This window comes from Pseudomonas sivasensis (genome assembly GCF_021391435.1).
In the GTDB taxonomy this organism is placed as follows: domain Bacteria; phylum Pseudomonadota; class Gammaproteobacteria; order Pseudomonadales; family Pseudomonadaceae; genus Aquipseudomonas; species Aquipseudomonas sivasensis.
In genome coordinates, this window is the sequence record NZ_CP090029.1 from 3,141,437 (window position 1) to 3,156,078 (window position 14,642).

General features: G+C 55.0%; 12 protein-coding genes and 1 pseudogene. 8 read left to right on the plus strand and 5 right to left on the minus strand.

From position 1 onward, the window contains the following. The first annotated feature begins 193 nt into the window (after window positions 1-193). Together LRO94_RS14125 and glyA are read left to right on the plus strand one after the other, a co-directional pair. Window positions 194-1,489, plus strand: coding sequence for a benzoate/H(+) symporter BenE family transporter (locus tag LRO94_RS14125; protein WP_233896782.1), 1,296 nt, complete (start codon window positions 194-196; stop codon window positions 1,487-1,489). An 83-nt stretch (window positions 1,490-1,572) separates the two neighbouring features. After that, the gene (glyA, locus tag LRO94_RS14130) at window positions 1,573-2,838 is read left to right on the plus strand and encodes a serine hydroxymethyltransferase (RefSeq protein ID WP_179179010.1); all 1,266 of its coding nucleotides are present in this window, start codon (window positions 1,573-1,575) and stop codon (window positions 2,836-2,838) included. A 94-nt stretch (window positions 2,839-2,932) separates the two neighbouring features. Here the strand turns inward: glyA and LRO94_RS14135 are convergent, their stop codons facing one another. Continuing rightward, the gene (locus LRO94_RS14135; RefSeq protein WP_179179009.1) at window positions 2,933-3,973 is read right to left on the minus strand and encodes a zinc-dependent alcohol dehydrogenase family protein; all 1,041 of its coding nucleotides are present in this window, start codon (window positions 3,971-3,973) and stop codon (window positions 2,933-2,935) included. Between the two features lie 164 nt (window positions 3,974-4,137). Here LRO94_RS14135 and LRO94_RS14140 point away from each other — a divergent pair, with 164 nt between their 5' ends. The 3 genes and pseudogenes from LRO94_RS14140 to LRO94_RS14150 all read left to right on the plus strand — a co-directional run. After that, entirely contained in the window at window positions 4,138-4,620 is a 483-nt protein-coding gene (locus tag LRO94_RS14140) for an Lrp/AsnC family transcriptional regulator (RefSeq protein WP_122753263.1), read from the plus strand. 108 nt (window positions 4,621-4,728) lie between these two features. Beyond that, window positions 4,729-5,922, plus strand: coding sequence for a GGDEF domain-containing protein (locus LRO94_RS14145; RefSeq protein WP_122753264.1), 1,194 nt, complete (start codon window positions 4,729-4,731; stop codon window positions 5,920-5,922). Window positions 5,923-5,994: 72 nt separating this feature from the next. Further along, window positions 5,995-6,156: pseudogene (locus LRO94_RS14150) on the plus strand (DDE-type integrase/transposase/recombinase); the annotation flags it as partial. Window positions 6,157-6,292: 136 nt separating this feature from the next. On the opposite strand, the gene LRO94_RS14155 reads toward LRO94_RS14150, so the two are convergent. Further along, window positions 6,293-7,189, minus strand: a complete 897-nt coding sequence (locus LRO94_RS14155; RefSeq protein WP_179179008.1) for a LysR family transcriptional regulator — start codon at window positions 7,187-7,189, stop codon at window positions 6,293-6,295. A 176-nt stretch (window positions 7,190-7,365) separates the two neighbouring features. Here LRO94_RS14155 and LRO94_RS14160 point away from each other — a divergent pair, with 176 nt between their 5' ends. The 3 genes from LRO94_RS14160 to LRO94_RS14170 all read left to right on the plus strand — a co-directional run bounded on the left by LRO94_RS14160 (window position 7,366) and on the right by LRO94_RS14170 (window position 10,617). Further along, window positions 7,366-8,121 (plus strand): class II aldolase/adducin family protein, encoded by a 756-nt coding sequence (locus LRO94_RS14160; RefSeq protein WP_032891414.1) that lies wholly within the window; start codon window positions 7,366-7,368, stop codon window positions 8,119-8,121. A 109-nt stretch (window positions 8,122-8,230) separates the two neighbouring features. After that, window positions 8,231-9,022, plus strand: coding sequence for an ABC transporter substrate-binding protein (locus LRO94_RS14165; RefSeq protein ID WP_179179007.1), 792 nt, complete (start codon window positions 8,231-8,233; stop codon window positions 9,020-9,022). A 50-nt stretch (window positions 9,023-9,072) separates the two neighbouring features. After that, complete coding sequence (locus LRO94_RS14170) at window positions 9,073-10,617, plus strand: amino acid ABC transporter permease/ATP-binding protein (protein WP_095184831.1); 1,545 nt, start codon at window positions 9,073-9,075, stop codon at window positions 10,615-10,617. Between the two features lie 386 nt (window positions 10,618-11,003). Here the strand turns inward: LRO94_RS14170 and LRO94_RS14175 are convergent, their stop codons facing one another. From LRO94_RS14175 to LRO94_RS14185, 3 genes are all read right to left on the minus strand, one after another. Continuing rightward, window positions 11,004-12,233, minus strand: a complete 1,230-nt coding sequence (locus LRO94_RS14175) for an OprD family porin (RefSeq protein WP_032891418.1) — start codon at window positions 12,231-12,233, stop codon at window positions 11,004-11,006. A 91-nt stretch (window positions 12,234-12,324) separates the two neighbouring features. Beyond that, window positions 12,325-13,638 (minus strand): dicarboxylate/amino acid:cation symporter, encoded by a 1,314-nt coding sequence (locus LRO94_RS14180; protein ID WP_050442880.1) that lies wholly within the window; start codon window positions 13,636-13,638, stop codon window positions 12,325-12,327. 54 nt (window positions 13,639-13,692) lie between these two features. Further along, entirely contained in the window at window positions 13,693-14,556 is an 864-nt protein-coding gene (locus LRO94_RS14185; protein WP_179179006.1) for an amidohydrolase family protein, read from the minus strand. Window positions 14,557-14,642 lie beyond the last annotated feature (86 nt).

Here is a 14,642-nt window from a genome sequence, read left to right on the forward strand (position 1 = left end):
CGTTTCAGTGCCGGCGTTCGAGGCGTTATGGGGGTTCATGAGCGCGTTTGCGCGAGAGCATGCTTGACCGACCACGCCAAGTGGTCTGGTCGGCTGCGCTAAAGCGTAGGGGTTAAACCTGCCATTCAAACGCTATAAATGACCGCTTAACAGCGACCGGATGGATACATCGTCCAGCAAGGAGCCAAGACCTATGTCATCTACTCAATCCCCCTCGTCCGTGCATCTGCGGGACCTGCTGCACCCGGTGGTTGCCGGGTTGATTTCAGTGATCGTCAATTACGGCGGCACGTTCATCCTGGTGTTTCAGGCCGCCAAGGTTGCCGGGCTCAGCCCTGAATTGACGGCGTCGTGGGTTTGGTCTGTGTCGATCGGGGTAGGGGTGACCGGGCTGTTTCTCAGTGGGGTGAGCCGCGAGCCGATCATCACCGCCTGGTCGACGCCTGCGGCGGCGTTTTTGATCGTCGCCCTGGGGACCACGCCCTACGCCGAGGCCATCGGCGCCTACATGATTTCGGCGGCAGCGTTCGTGCTGTTGGGCGTGTCCGGTTACTTTGAGAAAGCCGTGCGGCTGATCCCGCCAGGTGTGGCAGCGGGCTTGCTGGGCGGCATCTTGCTGCAGTTCGGCATCGGTGCGTTCGCCAGCATGAGCGTCGACCCGCTATTGGTCGGCGTGTTGATCGGCGCCTACATCCTGTTCAAGCGCTTGAGTGCGCGCTACGCGGTGGTCGGCATTCTGGTGCTGGGGCTTGGCTTTTTGCTGATGCAGGAGCGCGTTAACTTCACGGGATTGGCGCTGGAGTTCGCGACTCCGGTGTTCACACGCCCCGAGTTCTCGGTCAATGCGTTGTTGAGCGTCGCGCTGCCGCTGTTTCTGATCACCCTCACGGGGCAGTACATGCCGGGCATGCTGGTGCTGCGCAGTGACGGCTTCAACACGAGTGCCAACCCGATCCTCAGCGTGACCGGGCTGGGTTCTCTGCTGATGGCGCCGTTCGGTTCCCATGCCTTCAACATCGCCGCCATCACGGCCGCCATCTGCACGGGCAAGGAAGCCTCCGAAGACCCGTCCAAGCGCTGGGCCGCAGGCGTGGCCGCGGGCATCTTCTACATCCTGGTGGGGATCTTCGGCGTGACCCTGGCCGCGGTGTTCATGGCCTTCCCGGCGACCTTCATCACCACCCTGGCCGGGCTGGCGCTGTTGGGCACACTCGGCGCGAGCCTGGCCAATGCCATGGCGGACGTGAAATCCCGGGAAGCGTCGCTGATCACCTTCCTGGCCTGCGCGGCCAATATCACCGTGCTGGGCATCGGCGGCGCGTTCTGGGGCCTGGTCATCGGCCTGGCAGCCTACGCCGTGCTCAATGGACAGTTGCCGCGCCGTGAAAAGACGGTGGCCCCACAGGCCGAAACGGTTGCGACAACGTCTGCTGATCACCGTCAGACGGGGCACCACCGTGCGCCTGATGCCGCCGCTGACCTGCAATGACGCACAGATCGACGACATCGCCGTACGCATCACGCGCCTGCTGTCACCGACCGTTTGAATTCTTGACCAAGGACACTTTGCACATGTACGACTCGACGCTGACCCTGAACGCTTTCGACTCTGAGCTGTATGAATCCATTCAGAACGAAGAACATCGTCAGGAAGACCATATCGAGCTGATAGCCTCGGAAAACTATGCCAGCCCGCTAGTGATGAAAACCCAGAGCTCGGTGCTCACCAACAAGTACGCCGAAGGCTACCCCGGCAAGCGCTATTACAGCGGCTGCGAGTACGTCGACGTCGCCGAGCGGCTTGCCATCAAGCGGGCCAAGGCGCTGTTCAACTGCGACTACGCCAACGTGCAACCCCATGCGGGCGCCCAGGCCAACGCGGCGGTCTTCCTCGCACTGATCAACCCCGGCGATACGGTGATGGGCATGAACCTGGCCCAGGGCGGTCATTTGACCCACGGCAACCCCGCCAATTTCTCGGGGCGTCACTACACCATCGTGCCTTACGGACTGAACCCGGAAACCGGCTTTCTCGACTATGACGAGATGGAGCGAATCGCGCTGCAAGCGCGCCCCAAAATGTTGATCGGTGGTTTTTCCGCGTATTCGCGCTACAAGGACTGGGCACGCATGCGCAGCATTGCCGACAAGGTCGGGGCGATTTTCTGGGTCGATATGGCCCATGTCGCCGGGCTGGTCGCTGCGGGCGAATACCCGGACCCACTTCCCCATGCGCATGTGGTCACCAGCACCACGCACAAAACCCTGCGCGGGCCACGGGGCGGTTTGATTTTGTCCAAAGGTCAGGATGAAGCCTTCTACAAAAAGCTCGACTCCGCGGTGTTTCCCGGCGTGCAGGGCGGCCCGCTGATGCACCAGATCGCGGCCAAGGCCGTGGCATTCAAGGAGGCGCTTACGCCGGAGTTCAGCGTCTACCAGACCCGCGTGGTAATCAACGCCAGGGCCATGGCCGGAGTGTTGCAACAGCGCGGGTACAAAATCGTGTCGGGCGGCACCGACAACCACATGATGCTGATCGACCTGTCCGACAAACCCTACACCGGCAAGGACGCCGACGCGGCGCTGAGCCGTGCCTACATCACTACCAACAAAAACTCGGTGCCCAATGACCCGCGCTCACCGTTTGTGACCTCCGGCCTTCGCATCGGCACCCCGGCGGTGACCACCCGCGGGTTTGACGTGGAGACTTGCAAGCAAGTGGCTTGCTGGTTGTGCGACGTGCTGGACGCACTGGAAAACGGCGACAGCGACAAGGTCGGGCAGCGTGTGCGCGAACACGTGGTCGCGCTGTGTCGTCGTTTTCCGGTCTATCGCTGAGTCAGTAAGGGTGAGGGTGTCCGCGTGTTTTCAGCGGGCGCGATCACCCATGTGAACGCTGTGAATTCAGCACCGCTCAATGTGGCGCCATGCATTAAAACTCGGTGATGACGGTGACGCCCGCCGTCTCAAACCGGTCCATATGGATCAATGCGTCGATCGACTGCTCCAGGCTGATGGTCTTGCCCACGAGTTTTTCAGGCGCCAGCTTGCCGGAGGTGATCATCTCGATCATGGCGTCATAGCGGTGCGCTTGCATGCCGTGGCTCCCGTAGATCTCAAGTTCGTGGGCGATGACCTTGCTCATGGGGATTGCCGGCGTGGCGTGATCAGCGAGCATCAGCCCCACCTGAACGTGCTTGCCGCGACGGCGCAGGTTGTTGATGGAGTTGAAGCAGGTGGTTGGGTGGCCCAATGCGTCCAGCGATACGTGGGCACCGCCCTGAGTGATTTCCAGCACGGCTTCGGCGACGTCCGCCACGCACTGGGCATTGATCGTGGCGACAGCGCCGAGCGCGCGTGCCAGGTCGAGTTTGTCCTGGGAAATATCGATGGCGATCACGTTCGCGCCAATGGCTTGGGCGATCATCACGGCAGACAGGCCTACGCCTCCGCAACCGTGAACCGCGACCCATTGACCGGCACTGACTTTTCCTTGGTCAACGACTGCGCGGAACGAGGTGGCGAACCGACAACCCAGACTTGCAGCGGTAGCGAAATCCATGCTCTCAGGCAACGCGACCAGGTTCAGATCGGCCTGATGGATACCGACGTATTCGGCAAAAGAACCCCAATGAGTAAAGCCTGGCTGGAACTGCGTGTGGCATACCTGCTGATTGCCGCTATTGCACTCGGCGCAGGCACCACATCCGCCCACGAACGGCACGGTCACACGGTCGCCGACCTTCCATTGCGTGACGTCGTTGCCCACCTCGGCCACGATGCCCGCCAGCTCATGACCCGGTACATGGGGCAGCTCAATGTCGGGGTCATGACCTTTCCAACCATGCCAGTCGCTGCGACATACCCCTGTGCCAAGCACCTGGATAACCACACCATGACGTTCCGGGGACGGGTCTGCCGCGTTCATCAGGCGCGGCGGCTTGGAAAAGGCTTCGTAGACGACTGCTTTCATTCAAATGACCTATGTTTGGATGGGCGATGTGACGTTGAAGTGTCACGATCCAGGCATTTCTATTATGGATGAACCCCTTGAAATTACCCTTCAAGTTGCAATTGACGTCACCCAGAAATTGAAATTAACCTTCATTTTTAAGTCTTAATTTGAGGAGTTATTTCATGCTTGAGCAGCTTGATAAGGCGGACATTGCAATATCGGAACGTTTGCAGCGCGACGGCAAGCTGTCGAACGTCAAGCTGGCTGAGCAGCTGTCCCTCAGCGAAGCGTCCTGCTGGCGCAAGCAACGCCGGCTTGAAGAGTGCGGGGTTATCGAGGGATATCAAGCCATTCTCAATCGAAAGAAACTAGGGCTGGGCCTGAAGGCGTTTGTCCAGATCTCTTGCACCGATCACAGCGAAGAAGCCACGGCAACGTTTGAAAAGATTATTCAGGCGGCACCTCAGGTTTTGAGTTGCCATAACACAACAGGCGAGGCGGACTTTCTACTTGAGGTGGTTGCAAGGGACTTGGACAGCTACAGCCGCTTTGTCGAAAAAGTACTCAGGAAGCTTCCTGGCGTTTCGAGTATTCGCTCGAACCTGTCCCTGCGAGAAGTGAAGACTACCAATCGACTGCCCGTAGCCGAGCTCTTGAGTATCTAAGCGCTGCCCTGACAGGCGCGAAGACAAGGCTGCAGATGGCCGACAAACTGACAGAGTACTCAACTAAACTGCACCAGAGCTGCTCCTGACAGCGCCTGGTGAGACGTCATGATTGCCCATACCCCCACGCTTTTTGCCTGCGTCGCCTTAGTGGCGACGATCATGGCGTTTTGTCTGATATTGGTCGGCCAGTTCAACCAGCGCGACGGTTTGCTGACCATTGGCTTTGGTTTGGCGGCACATGCCCTGGCTTACATTGGATACACCTTGTTCGGCCACGCCCCGTTGTGGTTGACCTATGGAGCTGCCAACACATTGCTGGCGGTGGCGCTGGCTTTTTATGGGGCCAGCATCTTTCGGATCGTTGAGTTGCGCGTCTCCTGGTGGCGGATATTTGCGCCTGCTGCCTTGATGCTTGCCTTGATGGCAAGCCTGATCGACACCTTGGAACCGCGCATGCTCGCCGCCACGCTGGTGTTGATGGTGCAATGCGCCTTGATCATCTATTGGACGCGCCGCTACATACCCGCTCAGGGGCGTGCGCGCATGCTGTTGATCATCGGATCAAGTATCAGCCTGATCGGCCTTGGCATGCGGGTGGTCGCCATCATCGGCGGGGGAGCCGCCGAGATGCGCTATGACGTCAGCAACCTCAAGCAAACCATCTCCGTCAGTATCGGCACGTTCACCGCGATGATGATCTCCCTCGGACTGGTGCTGCTGGCCAAAGAACGCAGCGAGTCGTTATTCCAGCGCCTGGCGTTACGCGACGTGCTGACCGGTATTCTCAATCGCAGAGCCGTGCTGGAACAGTTTTCCAAAGAGTTGGAGCGCGCGCGCCGAGACGCTGCCTACCTGGCCGTGGCGATGGTCGACATCGACCATTTCAAGCAGATCAATGATGTGTATGGACACCTGGCGGGCGATGAGGTGATTTGCCATTGCGTCAATCATCTCACCCAGCGAATTCGTGAGTCCGACAGTATTGGTCGTTATGGGGGTGAGGAATTCCTGGTGTTACTTCCCCGCACCAGCCCCGAAGACGCGGTGAAGGTTCTGGACGAATTGCGCGCATCGGTCGCTGATTCACCGGCTCGGTTTGGCGAGGCAACCATCTCGGCGCGCATCAGTATCGGAGTCTGCTGCGTGGTGCCAAACCCGGATGACACCACGGCCAGCCTGCTTGCACGGGCAGATGCCGCTCTGTATGAAGCCAAGGGCCTGGGGCGCAATACCTTGTGTTTGGCAGCACCGCAGGTGCATCGCGGGGAAACTGCCGCCATGGATATCATTGAGTATTGAACGGCAGGCCAAGGCGGAAATGATCAGATGAACAGTGTGCCTGAGGGAGCCTGGAGACTGTCCGGATCGCCGGACATCACCTGCATTCGCACGTATGAGCGCTGCCTATATTTGGCTGTGGTGCTGGATCTGTTTTCTCGTTAAGTCGTTGGCTGGTCAATGACGTCGCAGATGACCAGCGATTTGGTCATTGATGGGTTACTGATGGCGGTTTGGAGACGTAAAGCGAAGCAGTAGGTAGCTTTGAGGCGCCGCCCTTAATGAAAACACGGCTGCGACTACTTTAGCGTCGTCGACTTCTGCGGCTTATGCAAGTTGAGCCAATATGCAAAGCTTGATGATCCATGGCTTATTTCTGATATTGCCGATATCACTCCAAGTTTAATGCAGCCCGCATTCTGTCGAGAAAAATAGCCTCGGCTTCAGTGTGTACTTGATGGGGGCTCCACATCATTACAATCAAGACCTCACAAACGCTCGTTTCTGGTAGGAGCTTTCGCAGAAGCCCTCGCTCCTCATACTCCCTACCTAGGTGCTCGGGGAGAGAACCTATCCCTATCCCCGCCAGTACAAGCCGCAACATCTCTGCCGTATTCGCTGATGAGGCAGATATCTGCTGGTGTATATAATGACTGCCATAGTGCTCAGACAACTTAGATAGGGTGCCTCCCAAGGACTCCCCTGAAAAACTGACCAGTTTTGTGGCTTTGATTTGATCAAGTGTCACCGACTCTTCGTTGAAAAGTGGGTGATAGTTACTGCAGTAGAAAAATGTCTCCTCGCGGGTAAGTATGGATTGTTTTATGTCAACCTCCCCGGGCTGACTGATTCCAATGCCAAACGGAACTACGTTGCGTTGTATTGCGCTGATTATTTCCTGAGTGGTTGCAACTTCAATGTTGAATGTGATCTCTGGAAAGTCCGAATGCATTTCTCGTAAAACTTTGTCGTATAGTGGGGAATTTACACCACTGACCGTGAGTATGCGTATGGCGCCTTTAATGTTGCCTCGTTTTTCATTCAGGACTGCATCAACTTCCTGAATATTTTTTCTGGCCGCTAGAGCGATCTTTAAAAGCGAAATTCCTACTTCGGTAATTTCAAATCTGTGACTATCCCTCTCGATCAACGTAGCTCCAAGCTGTTCCTCCAGGCGTTTGATCGCCTGACTCACGGCGGGCTGAGACAAATTTAGCCGTGCTGCTCCCTTGCTTATGCTTTTCTCGATCGCCACGACACAAAATGTTTTCAGCAGATTCCAGTCCATTCGTTCGCTCACAGAACGCAATTCGCCGGAATTTATCGCGGTGGTCGGTCGGAAACCCATGAAATAGTACTCGTATTGGTTTGCCCAATACCCAATATAACAAAATGCGAATAGGCACTGAAAAGTTAATTTCATATGGTGTCAGCCAATAACAACACTGTGAGAGCGCCCAATAAATGAACACACTCGAAGGTATCAGCGCGCAGGAGTGGTCAACTCGTTGTGACCTTGCGGCTCTTTTCCGTCTACTGGCCTACTACCGCATGACAGACCTCGTCGACTCCCATGCCTCGGCATGCATTCCTGGAGAACCGGGAGTCTTTCTCATCAATCGCTACGGTGTGCCGTTTGAAAAGATGCAGGCGAGTGATCTTGTGAAAGTTGGATTCGATGGACTGTGTGTTGGTACCAATGGTACGTCCGAAGCGATGAACATCGCAGGTGCCTTGATCCACTCTTCGATTCATAATGCCCGGCCCGATATGGCCTGCGTAATACATACCCACACTGCGGCAGGAATTACAGTTTCGGCACTTGAAGAAGGGTTGCCGCCATTGTCTCAGCATGCAATGAAGTTTTACGAGCAACTTAAATACCACACCTACGGCTCTTTCATAGATACCAAATTGGAACAGCAAAATATGATTAATAGCCTTGGTGATTCCAACGCCATGCTCTTGCGAAATCACGGAATCATCGTCGGCGGGCGGACTATTGGCGAAGCTTTTCACAGTATTTATATGTTAGAGCGCGCCTGCCAGATACATGTGCAAATCCGCAGTATGAATAAAAATATTGTTACTCCGGATCCGCATATGTGTAAAAAAACTTATGATACGTTTGCAGGCGATTATGATCACGGGATCGTGGAACTGGCCTGGCAGGGTGGGTTGCACATAATTTCCTCTCAAAAAGATTACTACTGTCGTTGATTGCGTAGTGATAGGTTTAAAAATAGGCTTCTGCTATATCCGTTATTGCGCATAACAAGAAAAATATAAGAGCCCTTTTCGTTCCTGCCCTCTCAATAATGGAAACGCCATGAACAAGCACGCCCTCGTGAAAAGCTTTTCTTTAGTTGCAGTCATTGGATTTGGAGTGCCGCTAGTCCACGCTGAAGAACAATCTCCTTTGAAGTTTGGCATGGAGATCACCTACCCACCGTTTGAATACTACGACGCCGAGAACAATATTGTGGGGGCGGACCCTGAGCTTGCCGCTTCGATAGGAAAGTCTTTGGACAGGAAAGTGGAGTTCATCGACACAAAGTTTCTGAGCCTGATCAACGGACTCAACGCGGGAAAATACGACGCGATTATCTCAGGTATGTACATCACAGCCGAGCGTCAGACCCAGGCGCTGGTCATTCCCTACGCCAAAACAGGATCAGCCATTTTAGTGGCACGGGACAGCGTATTTCAGCCTCAATCTCCGGAAGATCTATGTGGCAAAAAGATTGGATTGGAGCAAGGGAACTCGTGGCTTCCGAAGCTGCAAAAACTGTCTGAGGCATACTGCATACCCAATAATAAAGCCGCAGTGATGGTGAGCGAGTATCCATCTGCGCCAGAGGCGACCCAAGCGTTGCTTTCCGGCAACGTGCAGGCTCAAGTAGAGATCGCAGGTGCGGCTCACATCATTTCCGAGCGAACCAAAGGTCGAGTAGTCATCAGCTCTAAAGAACTCATTTACCCTGAAACTCTGGGGATCTTCGTCAAGAAAGGCAACAGCGCCACGCACGCAGCTCTGATGAAAGCATTGTCGCTAAGCAGAGCAAGCGGCGAATACGAGATCATCCTCAAAAAGTACAGCCTTGAACCCATCTCAGAATAACAAGCATAGCCCACCGCTGTTTATAGCGGTGGGGTTATCAAGGGGCAACTATGTCATTTGATTGGAGTTACTTCGTCTCCCTCTTCGCGGTGGATTCGTTTTGGGTAGCCTGTCTTCAGGTCATCAAGCTCAGTACTGCGGCATGGCTGCTGGGCGGTCTTCTGGGGTTTCTTCTGGCATTGGCCAAGATGTCGAGTTCCCCATTACTTCGCGGCTCAGCTTCGGTGTACATATGGTTTTTCCGCAGCGTTCCCCTGTTGGTCTTGATCGTTTTTACCTACAACCTACCGCAACTGATTCCTTCTTCCGGTGGACTGCTTTCGAATCCGTTTTATTCGGGCCTCATTGCCCTGGTGATCACCGAAGCGGCGTACATGGCTGAGATTCATCGAGGGGGACTGATTTCTGTTGCCAAGGGGCAAAAGGAGGCCGGAAAGGCGCTGGCCATCGGTACGGTCGGCGCGCAATGGCTTATTGTCATCCCTCAGGCCATTCGTATATCGCTGCCGACGATGATCAACGAATACGTCACCATCGTAAAACTGACATCGCTGGCATCCGTCATCTCCCTCACAGAGATTCTCACGGTCGGTCAGCGCTTGTACTCCCAGAATTTTTTGGTGATGGAGACGTTGGCAGCTGTTGCGGTGTATTACGTGTTAATCGTTACGGTGTTCGGATACATGCTTGAGCGTTTCGAGCGCTCACTGGATCTTAGCCTGCGTAAGCCGCATACCCTGGGTAGTGACCAGGCCAACGCTTTAAGAAAATCCACGGAGAACTTTAAACAGGAAAGCCTGCGCCGTTCATACGAGGGCGATACAGTGCTGCATCTTCAGGATTTGCATAAGAGCTATGGGAGTCATGAGGTTCTGAAAGGAATCGACTTGTCGATCAGAAAGGGCGAGGTTCTTTCCATTATTGGCCCATCTGGTTCAGGCAAAACCTCTCTTATCAGAACCATTAACGGGCTGGAAAAAATTGATAAGGGAAGCATCAAGCTCTTTGGCGCCGACTTCATCGAAAAGGACACACTGGATGGCGGTAACCTGCGTGCCTTTCGGCGACGCGTAAAACACATAGGAATGGTTTTCCAAAGCTTCAACTTGTTCCCCCATCGAACGCTGGTCGATAACGTAACGCTCGCACCATTGCATCACGGCGGCTCGAAGAATGAATGTCAGCTTAACGCCTATTCCCTCCTTGATCGCATTGGACTGCTTGAGCATGCCCACAAGTACCCGCATCAGCTTTCAGGAGGTCAGCAGCAACGAGTGGCAATTGCACGCGCGCTGGCGATGTCGCCAGACATCATGCTGTTCGATGAGCCCACTTCAGCACTGGATCCAGAGCTGGTTGGAGAAGTGCTGGAGGTGATCAAGGGATTGGCTGATGACGGCATGACATTGCTGATCGTCACCCACGAAATGGAGTTCGCGATGTCAATTTCTCACCGAGTCATTTTCATGGAAAATGGAAAAGTCCAGCTTGATGCTTCTCCCCAAGAGATTCGAGAAGCGGACTCTGCTGAGAGAGTCAGAAGGTTCATGGGGATACCCGAACCGACCGTCTTAACCAAGAATGCAATTGCCTAATCGCTCACAGGTAAGTTCAGCAAGACAGAGTTTTTAGCGTTCAAGCATCACAGGGCTTCGAAGTCTGCGTGCGTCGTACCTTGGGCAAGATCGGCTCAGGCAGAGCATGAGCGATAAAGGGGAGTGTTGGGTGCAACGCTCCGATGAGGCACTACTTTGGTCGTTTGAATTCAGAGTGGGTACCCAAACTGGCTACAGATCGGAGCATGAGGCCCGAGCGGACGTGTGGCGCTGCGTATCGCGCTACAAATCGCCAGGCCTCAAAGCTTCAACGACTCTCGGTCACCCGACGTCAGGGAAAAGCTTGCGGCGTGAAACCTTAGCCGGCTTACAAGATCACTTGACCCGTTCGAACTGACTTCTTTACATCGATACTCGATCCAAGTTTAAAAGGATGTGAACAAGTAGCTTGCGATCAAGCGTGTCTCGTCAATATCTCTGGCAGCGTCACTTCGATAGGTTGCATTCCGTAATCGCACAGAGAACCCCTTTAACGATCCCTGGAAGGCGTAGTTTACGTCCACATCACGTTCCCACTCTTTCTCGGCACCGACCGTCTTCAGGCCGTCTCCCCGGATATAGGCCGTGAAAAAGCTCAACCCTGGGATACCCATGGCTGCGAAGTCGTAGCCATAGCGCAGCTGCCAGCTACGTTCGCCTGCGCTTCCGAAGTCGTGGTATTGAACGTAGTTGGGCAGGTAGGGGTTATTGATGTAAGGAAAGCCCGTAGCACCGCCCATGACTTGGTAGGACGCCATGACGCTATGCCCATTGTCTAAGGCGTAGCCGAGCGCGGCAGCATATGCGCGGTTATCAACCTCTCCCGCTTTGGCTGCGCCAACATCACGACTTGAGAAGGCACGCAGGTCAGTGGTCAACATGCCTTTGCCGAGGCGCGTGTTGTGTATCAATCCAGCGAACTGCTGACGGTAAACGTCATCAAGTTCGCCATAAAAGTACGTTGCACTCAGTTCTGGCGTCAGCTTGTAGGTCCCGCCGCCATATCGATAGTTGTCGCCGATACCGGTTGCACGATAGCGACCATCTTTCACTGCGAGGGTTATGTCCTGAAGGTCGGTAGAGTCGGGTGTGATTGTCTTATCGAACTGCGCCAGGTTCAGGGTCAGGCGATCTACGTCGGTAGAGTTGATCTGCCAGCCCTGGAACGTCTGAGGAAGCAGCCGGCTGTTGTTGTACTGAAGCACTGGAACCTTTGGCAATGACATGCCGTAGCGCAGTGATGTTTGAGATACTTTGAGTTTGACGCCATAGCCTGCTTTTGAGTATTCATCAACGGCCTCACCGGAAGCTCGTTTGGGGAGCAGGCCGCTACCGGAACGGTCTGGGCTCGAATCCAGTTTGTAACCCGCAAATACCAGTGCGTCGGCGCCAAAGCCGATGATTCCCGGCGTGTATCCCGACTCATAGTTGAGCAAAAAACCTTGGGCCCATTCTTCTCTTTTGGATACGCCCGTTCCCTGACGAAAATCCCCGTTGTAGTAGAAGTTTCGTGCTTCCAGGCGAATCTTGCTGTCCGCGATAAAATCATCGGCCATTGAGGTGTCGATGGAGATAAGTGCAGGTGTGAGCAAAGCAACATATAAGGCGCGGTTCATTTTTATTATTTTCCTGACGCAGGGAGTCGCTGCTCGGTGCTGGACCGAACAGTGACTGTTTAGAAATGGTGTGATCGATAGAGCAGAAGGTTTACGGCTTGGTGCCAAGTTCCTGGGCGAGCTTGTCGCGATCCAGTTCTTTTTCCCACGCTGAGACAACCAGCGCGGCGACACCGTTACCCACCAGGTTAGTCATGGCGAGTCCGGTGCCCATGAAGCGGTGGATACCCAGAATCAACACCATGCCTGCCACCGGTACAAGCGGCACCACCATCAAGGTGCTGGTCAGCATGACAAAGGCGGCGCCTGACACACCGCTGGCACCCTTGGAAGTGAGCATGGCCACGATGACTAACGTCAGTTGTTGAGAAAGTGACAGGTCGATGTTCAGCGCTTGAGCGATGAAGAGCACCGACATCGTCAAATAGATGTTGGTACCGTCGAGGTTGAAGGAGTAGCCGGTGGGAATGACCAGCCCGACGACGGGCTTAGAGCACCCGAGTCGCTCCATCTTTTCCATGATCTGCGGCAGCACCACTTCCGATGAACTGGTGCCAAGCACGACCAGCAACTCCTCTTTGATGTAAGCGATAAAGCGCAGGATGCTGAACCCGCAAACTTTCGCCACGCCACCCAACACCACGATGACAAACAATGCACACAGGATATAAAAGCTGCCGACCAGTTTCATCAGCGGCAGGAGCGCACTGACACCGTAAGTACCGACGGTGAAAGCGATGGCGCCGAACGCGCCGATGGCGGAAAGCTTGGCGATGACGTGAACAATGCGAAAGAACACGCCAGACAGCCCTTCGATCATGTCGTAGACCGGTTTGCCTTTCTCGCCCATAGCTGACAGCGCGCACCCGAAGAGCACGGAGACCAGCAATATGCAAAGCACGTTACCTTCGGCAAAGGCCTGCACAAACGTCGAGGGAATGATCCCCATCAGAAATTCGACCATGTGCATGTGCTGAGCTTTCTCGGCGAACCCGGTGACTGCCGACGCGTCCAGGGTATTCACATCGACATTGAAGCCTGCCCCTGGATTGAAAAGGTGCCCACCGATAAGGCCTATCAGCAGCGATACCGTCGAAATGACTTCGAAGTAGAGCAGTGCTTTCCCGCCGACCCGACCGACCTTTTTCAGGTCGCGCATACCGGCGATGCCGGTGACGACTGTGCAGAAAACTACAGGGCCGATGATCATCTTGATCAGCTTGATGAATGCATCGCCCAGCGGCTTGAGATCGGCCGCAAAGGTTGGCCAGAAATGGCCGACGGCGACTCCCGCGAGAATACCCAGCAGGACTTGAAAGTACATCGCGCGATAGAACGGCGGCTTGGTTTTCACCTTGGCGGGAAGGGTTACTTCTGCCTCAGCAGATGCAGGGCTGGGGTTCATGGCTTTCACTCACTGTAAGTCTTATTTTTGGAGGTGCAACAAAGCTGGGTGCACTTAACGGCCGTAGAGCTTCATCGGGTTATCGATCAGCAGTTTTTGACGCAGCAGAGGATCGGTACAGAAGTTGAACATCAGATCCACCAACCCGCCGTCGTTGGGCATGTCTTTACTGATGTTTGGATGCGGCCAATCAGTGCCCCACAGGACGCGTTCCGGCGCTAGCTCAATCAGCTTCTGCGCGAACGGAACGGCATCTTCGAATGGTCGCCGCCCGACCGATACACGCTCTGCGCCACATACCTTGACCCACGCAAGCGGATTTTCAATCAGTTGCTGCAATGCCAGGAAGGACTGCTGCTCAATACCATCCTGCGCTTTGACGCGACCCATGTGGTCGATGATGAAAGGTACGGGTATCCGCGCCAATCTTTCGGCATAAGTCAGGATGTCTTGTGCATCCAGGTGCAGGACGACATGCCACCCCAAATCCGCAAGGCGATCCACAGTGCTATCAAAGACGTCCAGGTCTGGCGCGCCACCCAGATGTGCAACGAAGTTGAACCGCACGCCACGAACACCGCCGGCGTCCATCTCGGCAAGCTGTTCATCGGTTTCGCTGCCGTCAACGATTGCTACGCCTCGATACCGTCCTTCACTCCGTGCAATAGCGTCGAGCATTGCGCGATTGTCACTGCCGTGACAGCTGGCCTGGACAATTACACCGCGCGTGAATCCCAAGTGGTTGTGCAATGCCTGCAATGTTTCAAATGGGGCGTCTGGTGGGGTATAGCTACGATCATCGGCATAAGGGAAATCAGCCGCAGGACCGAATACATGGCAGTGCGCATCCCACGCACCGACAGGAAGCGGCTGCTTTGGTTTTGTTGGGTTGGCGTCAGGGGCGAGGCAGCTTTTCATCTCGTGTCCTTTATTATCGTTAGCGGAAGCGATAGCCGATGGTGGCCGCCTCGACGCCTTACAACAACAAGACACAGGCTCTAGCA

Bases quoted from the DNA above. Each gene is read 5' to 3' on its own strand.
- LRO94_RS14170 (WP_095184831.1), top strand. From the start codon at position 9,073: ATGTCATTTGATTGGAGTTACTTCGTCTCCCTCTTCGCGGTGGATTCG.
- LRO94_RS14145 (WP_122753264.1), top strand. From the start codon at position 4,729: ATGATTGCCCATACCCCCACGCTTTTTGCCTGCGTCGCCTTAGTGGCG.
- LRO94_RS14185 (WP_179179006.1), bottom strand. From the start codon at position 14,556: ATGAAAAGCTGCCTCGCCCCTGACGCCAACCCAACAAAACCAAAGCAG.
- LRO94_RS14175 (WP_032891418.1), bottom strand. From the start codon at position 12,233: ATGAACCGCGCCTTATATGTTGCTTTGCTCACACCTGCACTTATCTCC.
- LRO94_RS14160 (WP_032891414.1), top strand. From the start codon at position 7,366: ATGAACACACTCGAAGGTATCAGCGCGCAGGAGTGGTCAACTCGTTGT.
- LRO94_RS14180 (WP_050442880.1), bottom strand. From the start codon at position 13,638: ATGAACCCCAGCCCTGCATCTGCTGAGGCAGAAGTAACCCTTCCCGCC.
- glyA (WP_179179010.1), top strand. From the start codon at position 1,573: ATGTACGACTCGACGCTGACCCTGAACGCTTTCGACTCTGAGCTGTAT.
- LRO94_RS14140 (WP_122753263.1), top strand. From the start codon at position 4,138: ATGCTTGAGCAGCTTGATAAGGCGGACATTGCAATATCGGAACGTTTG.
- LRO94_RS14155 (WP_179179008.1), bottom strand. From the start codon at position 7,189: ATGGACTGGAATCTGCTGAAAACATTTTGTGTCGTGGCGATCGAGAAA.
- LRO94_RS14135 (WP_179179009.1), bottom strand. From the start codon at position 3,973: ATGAAAGCAGTCGTCTACGAAGCCTTTTCCAAGCCGCCGCGCCTGATG.
- LRO94_RS14125 (WP_233896782.1), top strand. From the start codon at position 194: ATGTCATCTACTCAATCCCCCTCGTCCGTGCATCTGCGGGACCTGCTG.
- LRO94_RS14165 (WP_179179007.1), top strand. From the start codon at position 8,231: ATGAACAAGCACGCCCTCGTGAAAAGCTTTTCTTTAGTTGCAGTCATT.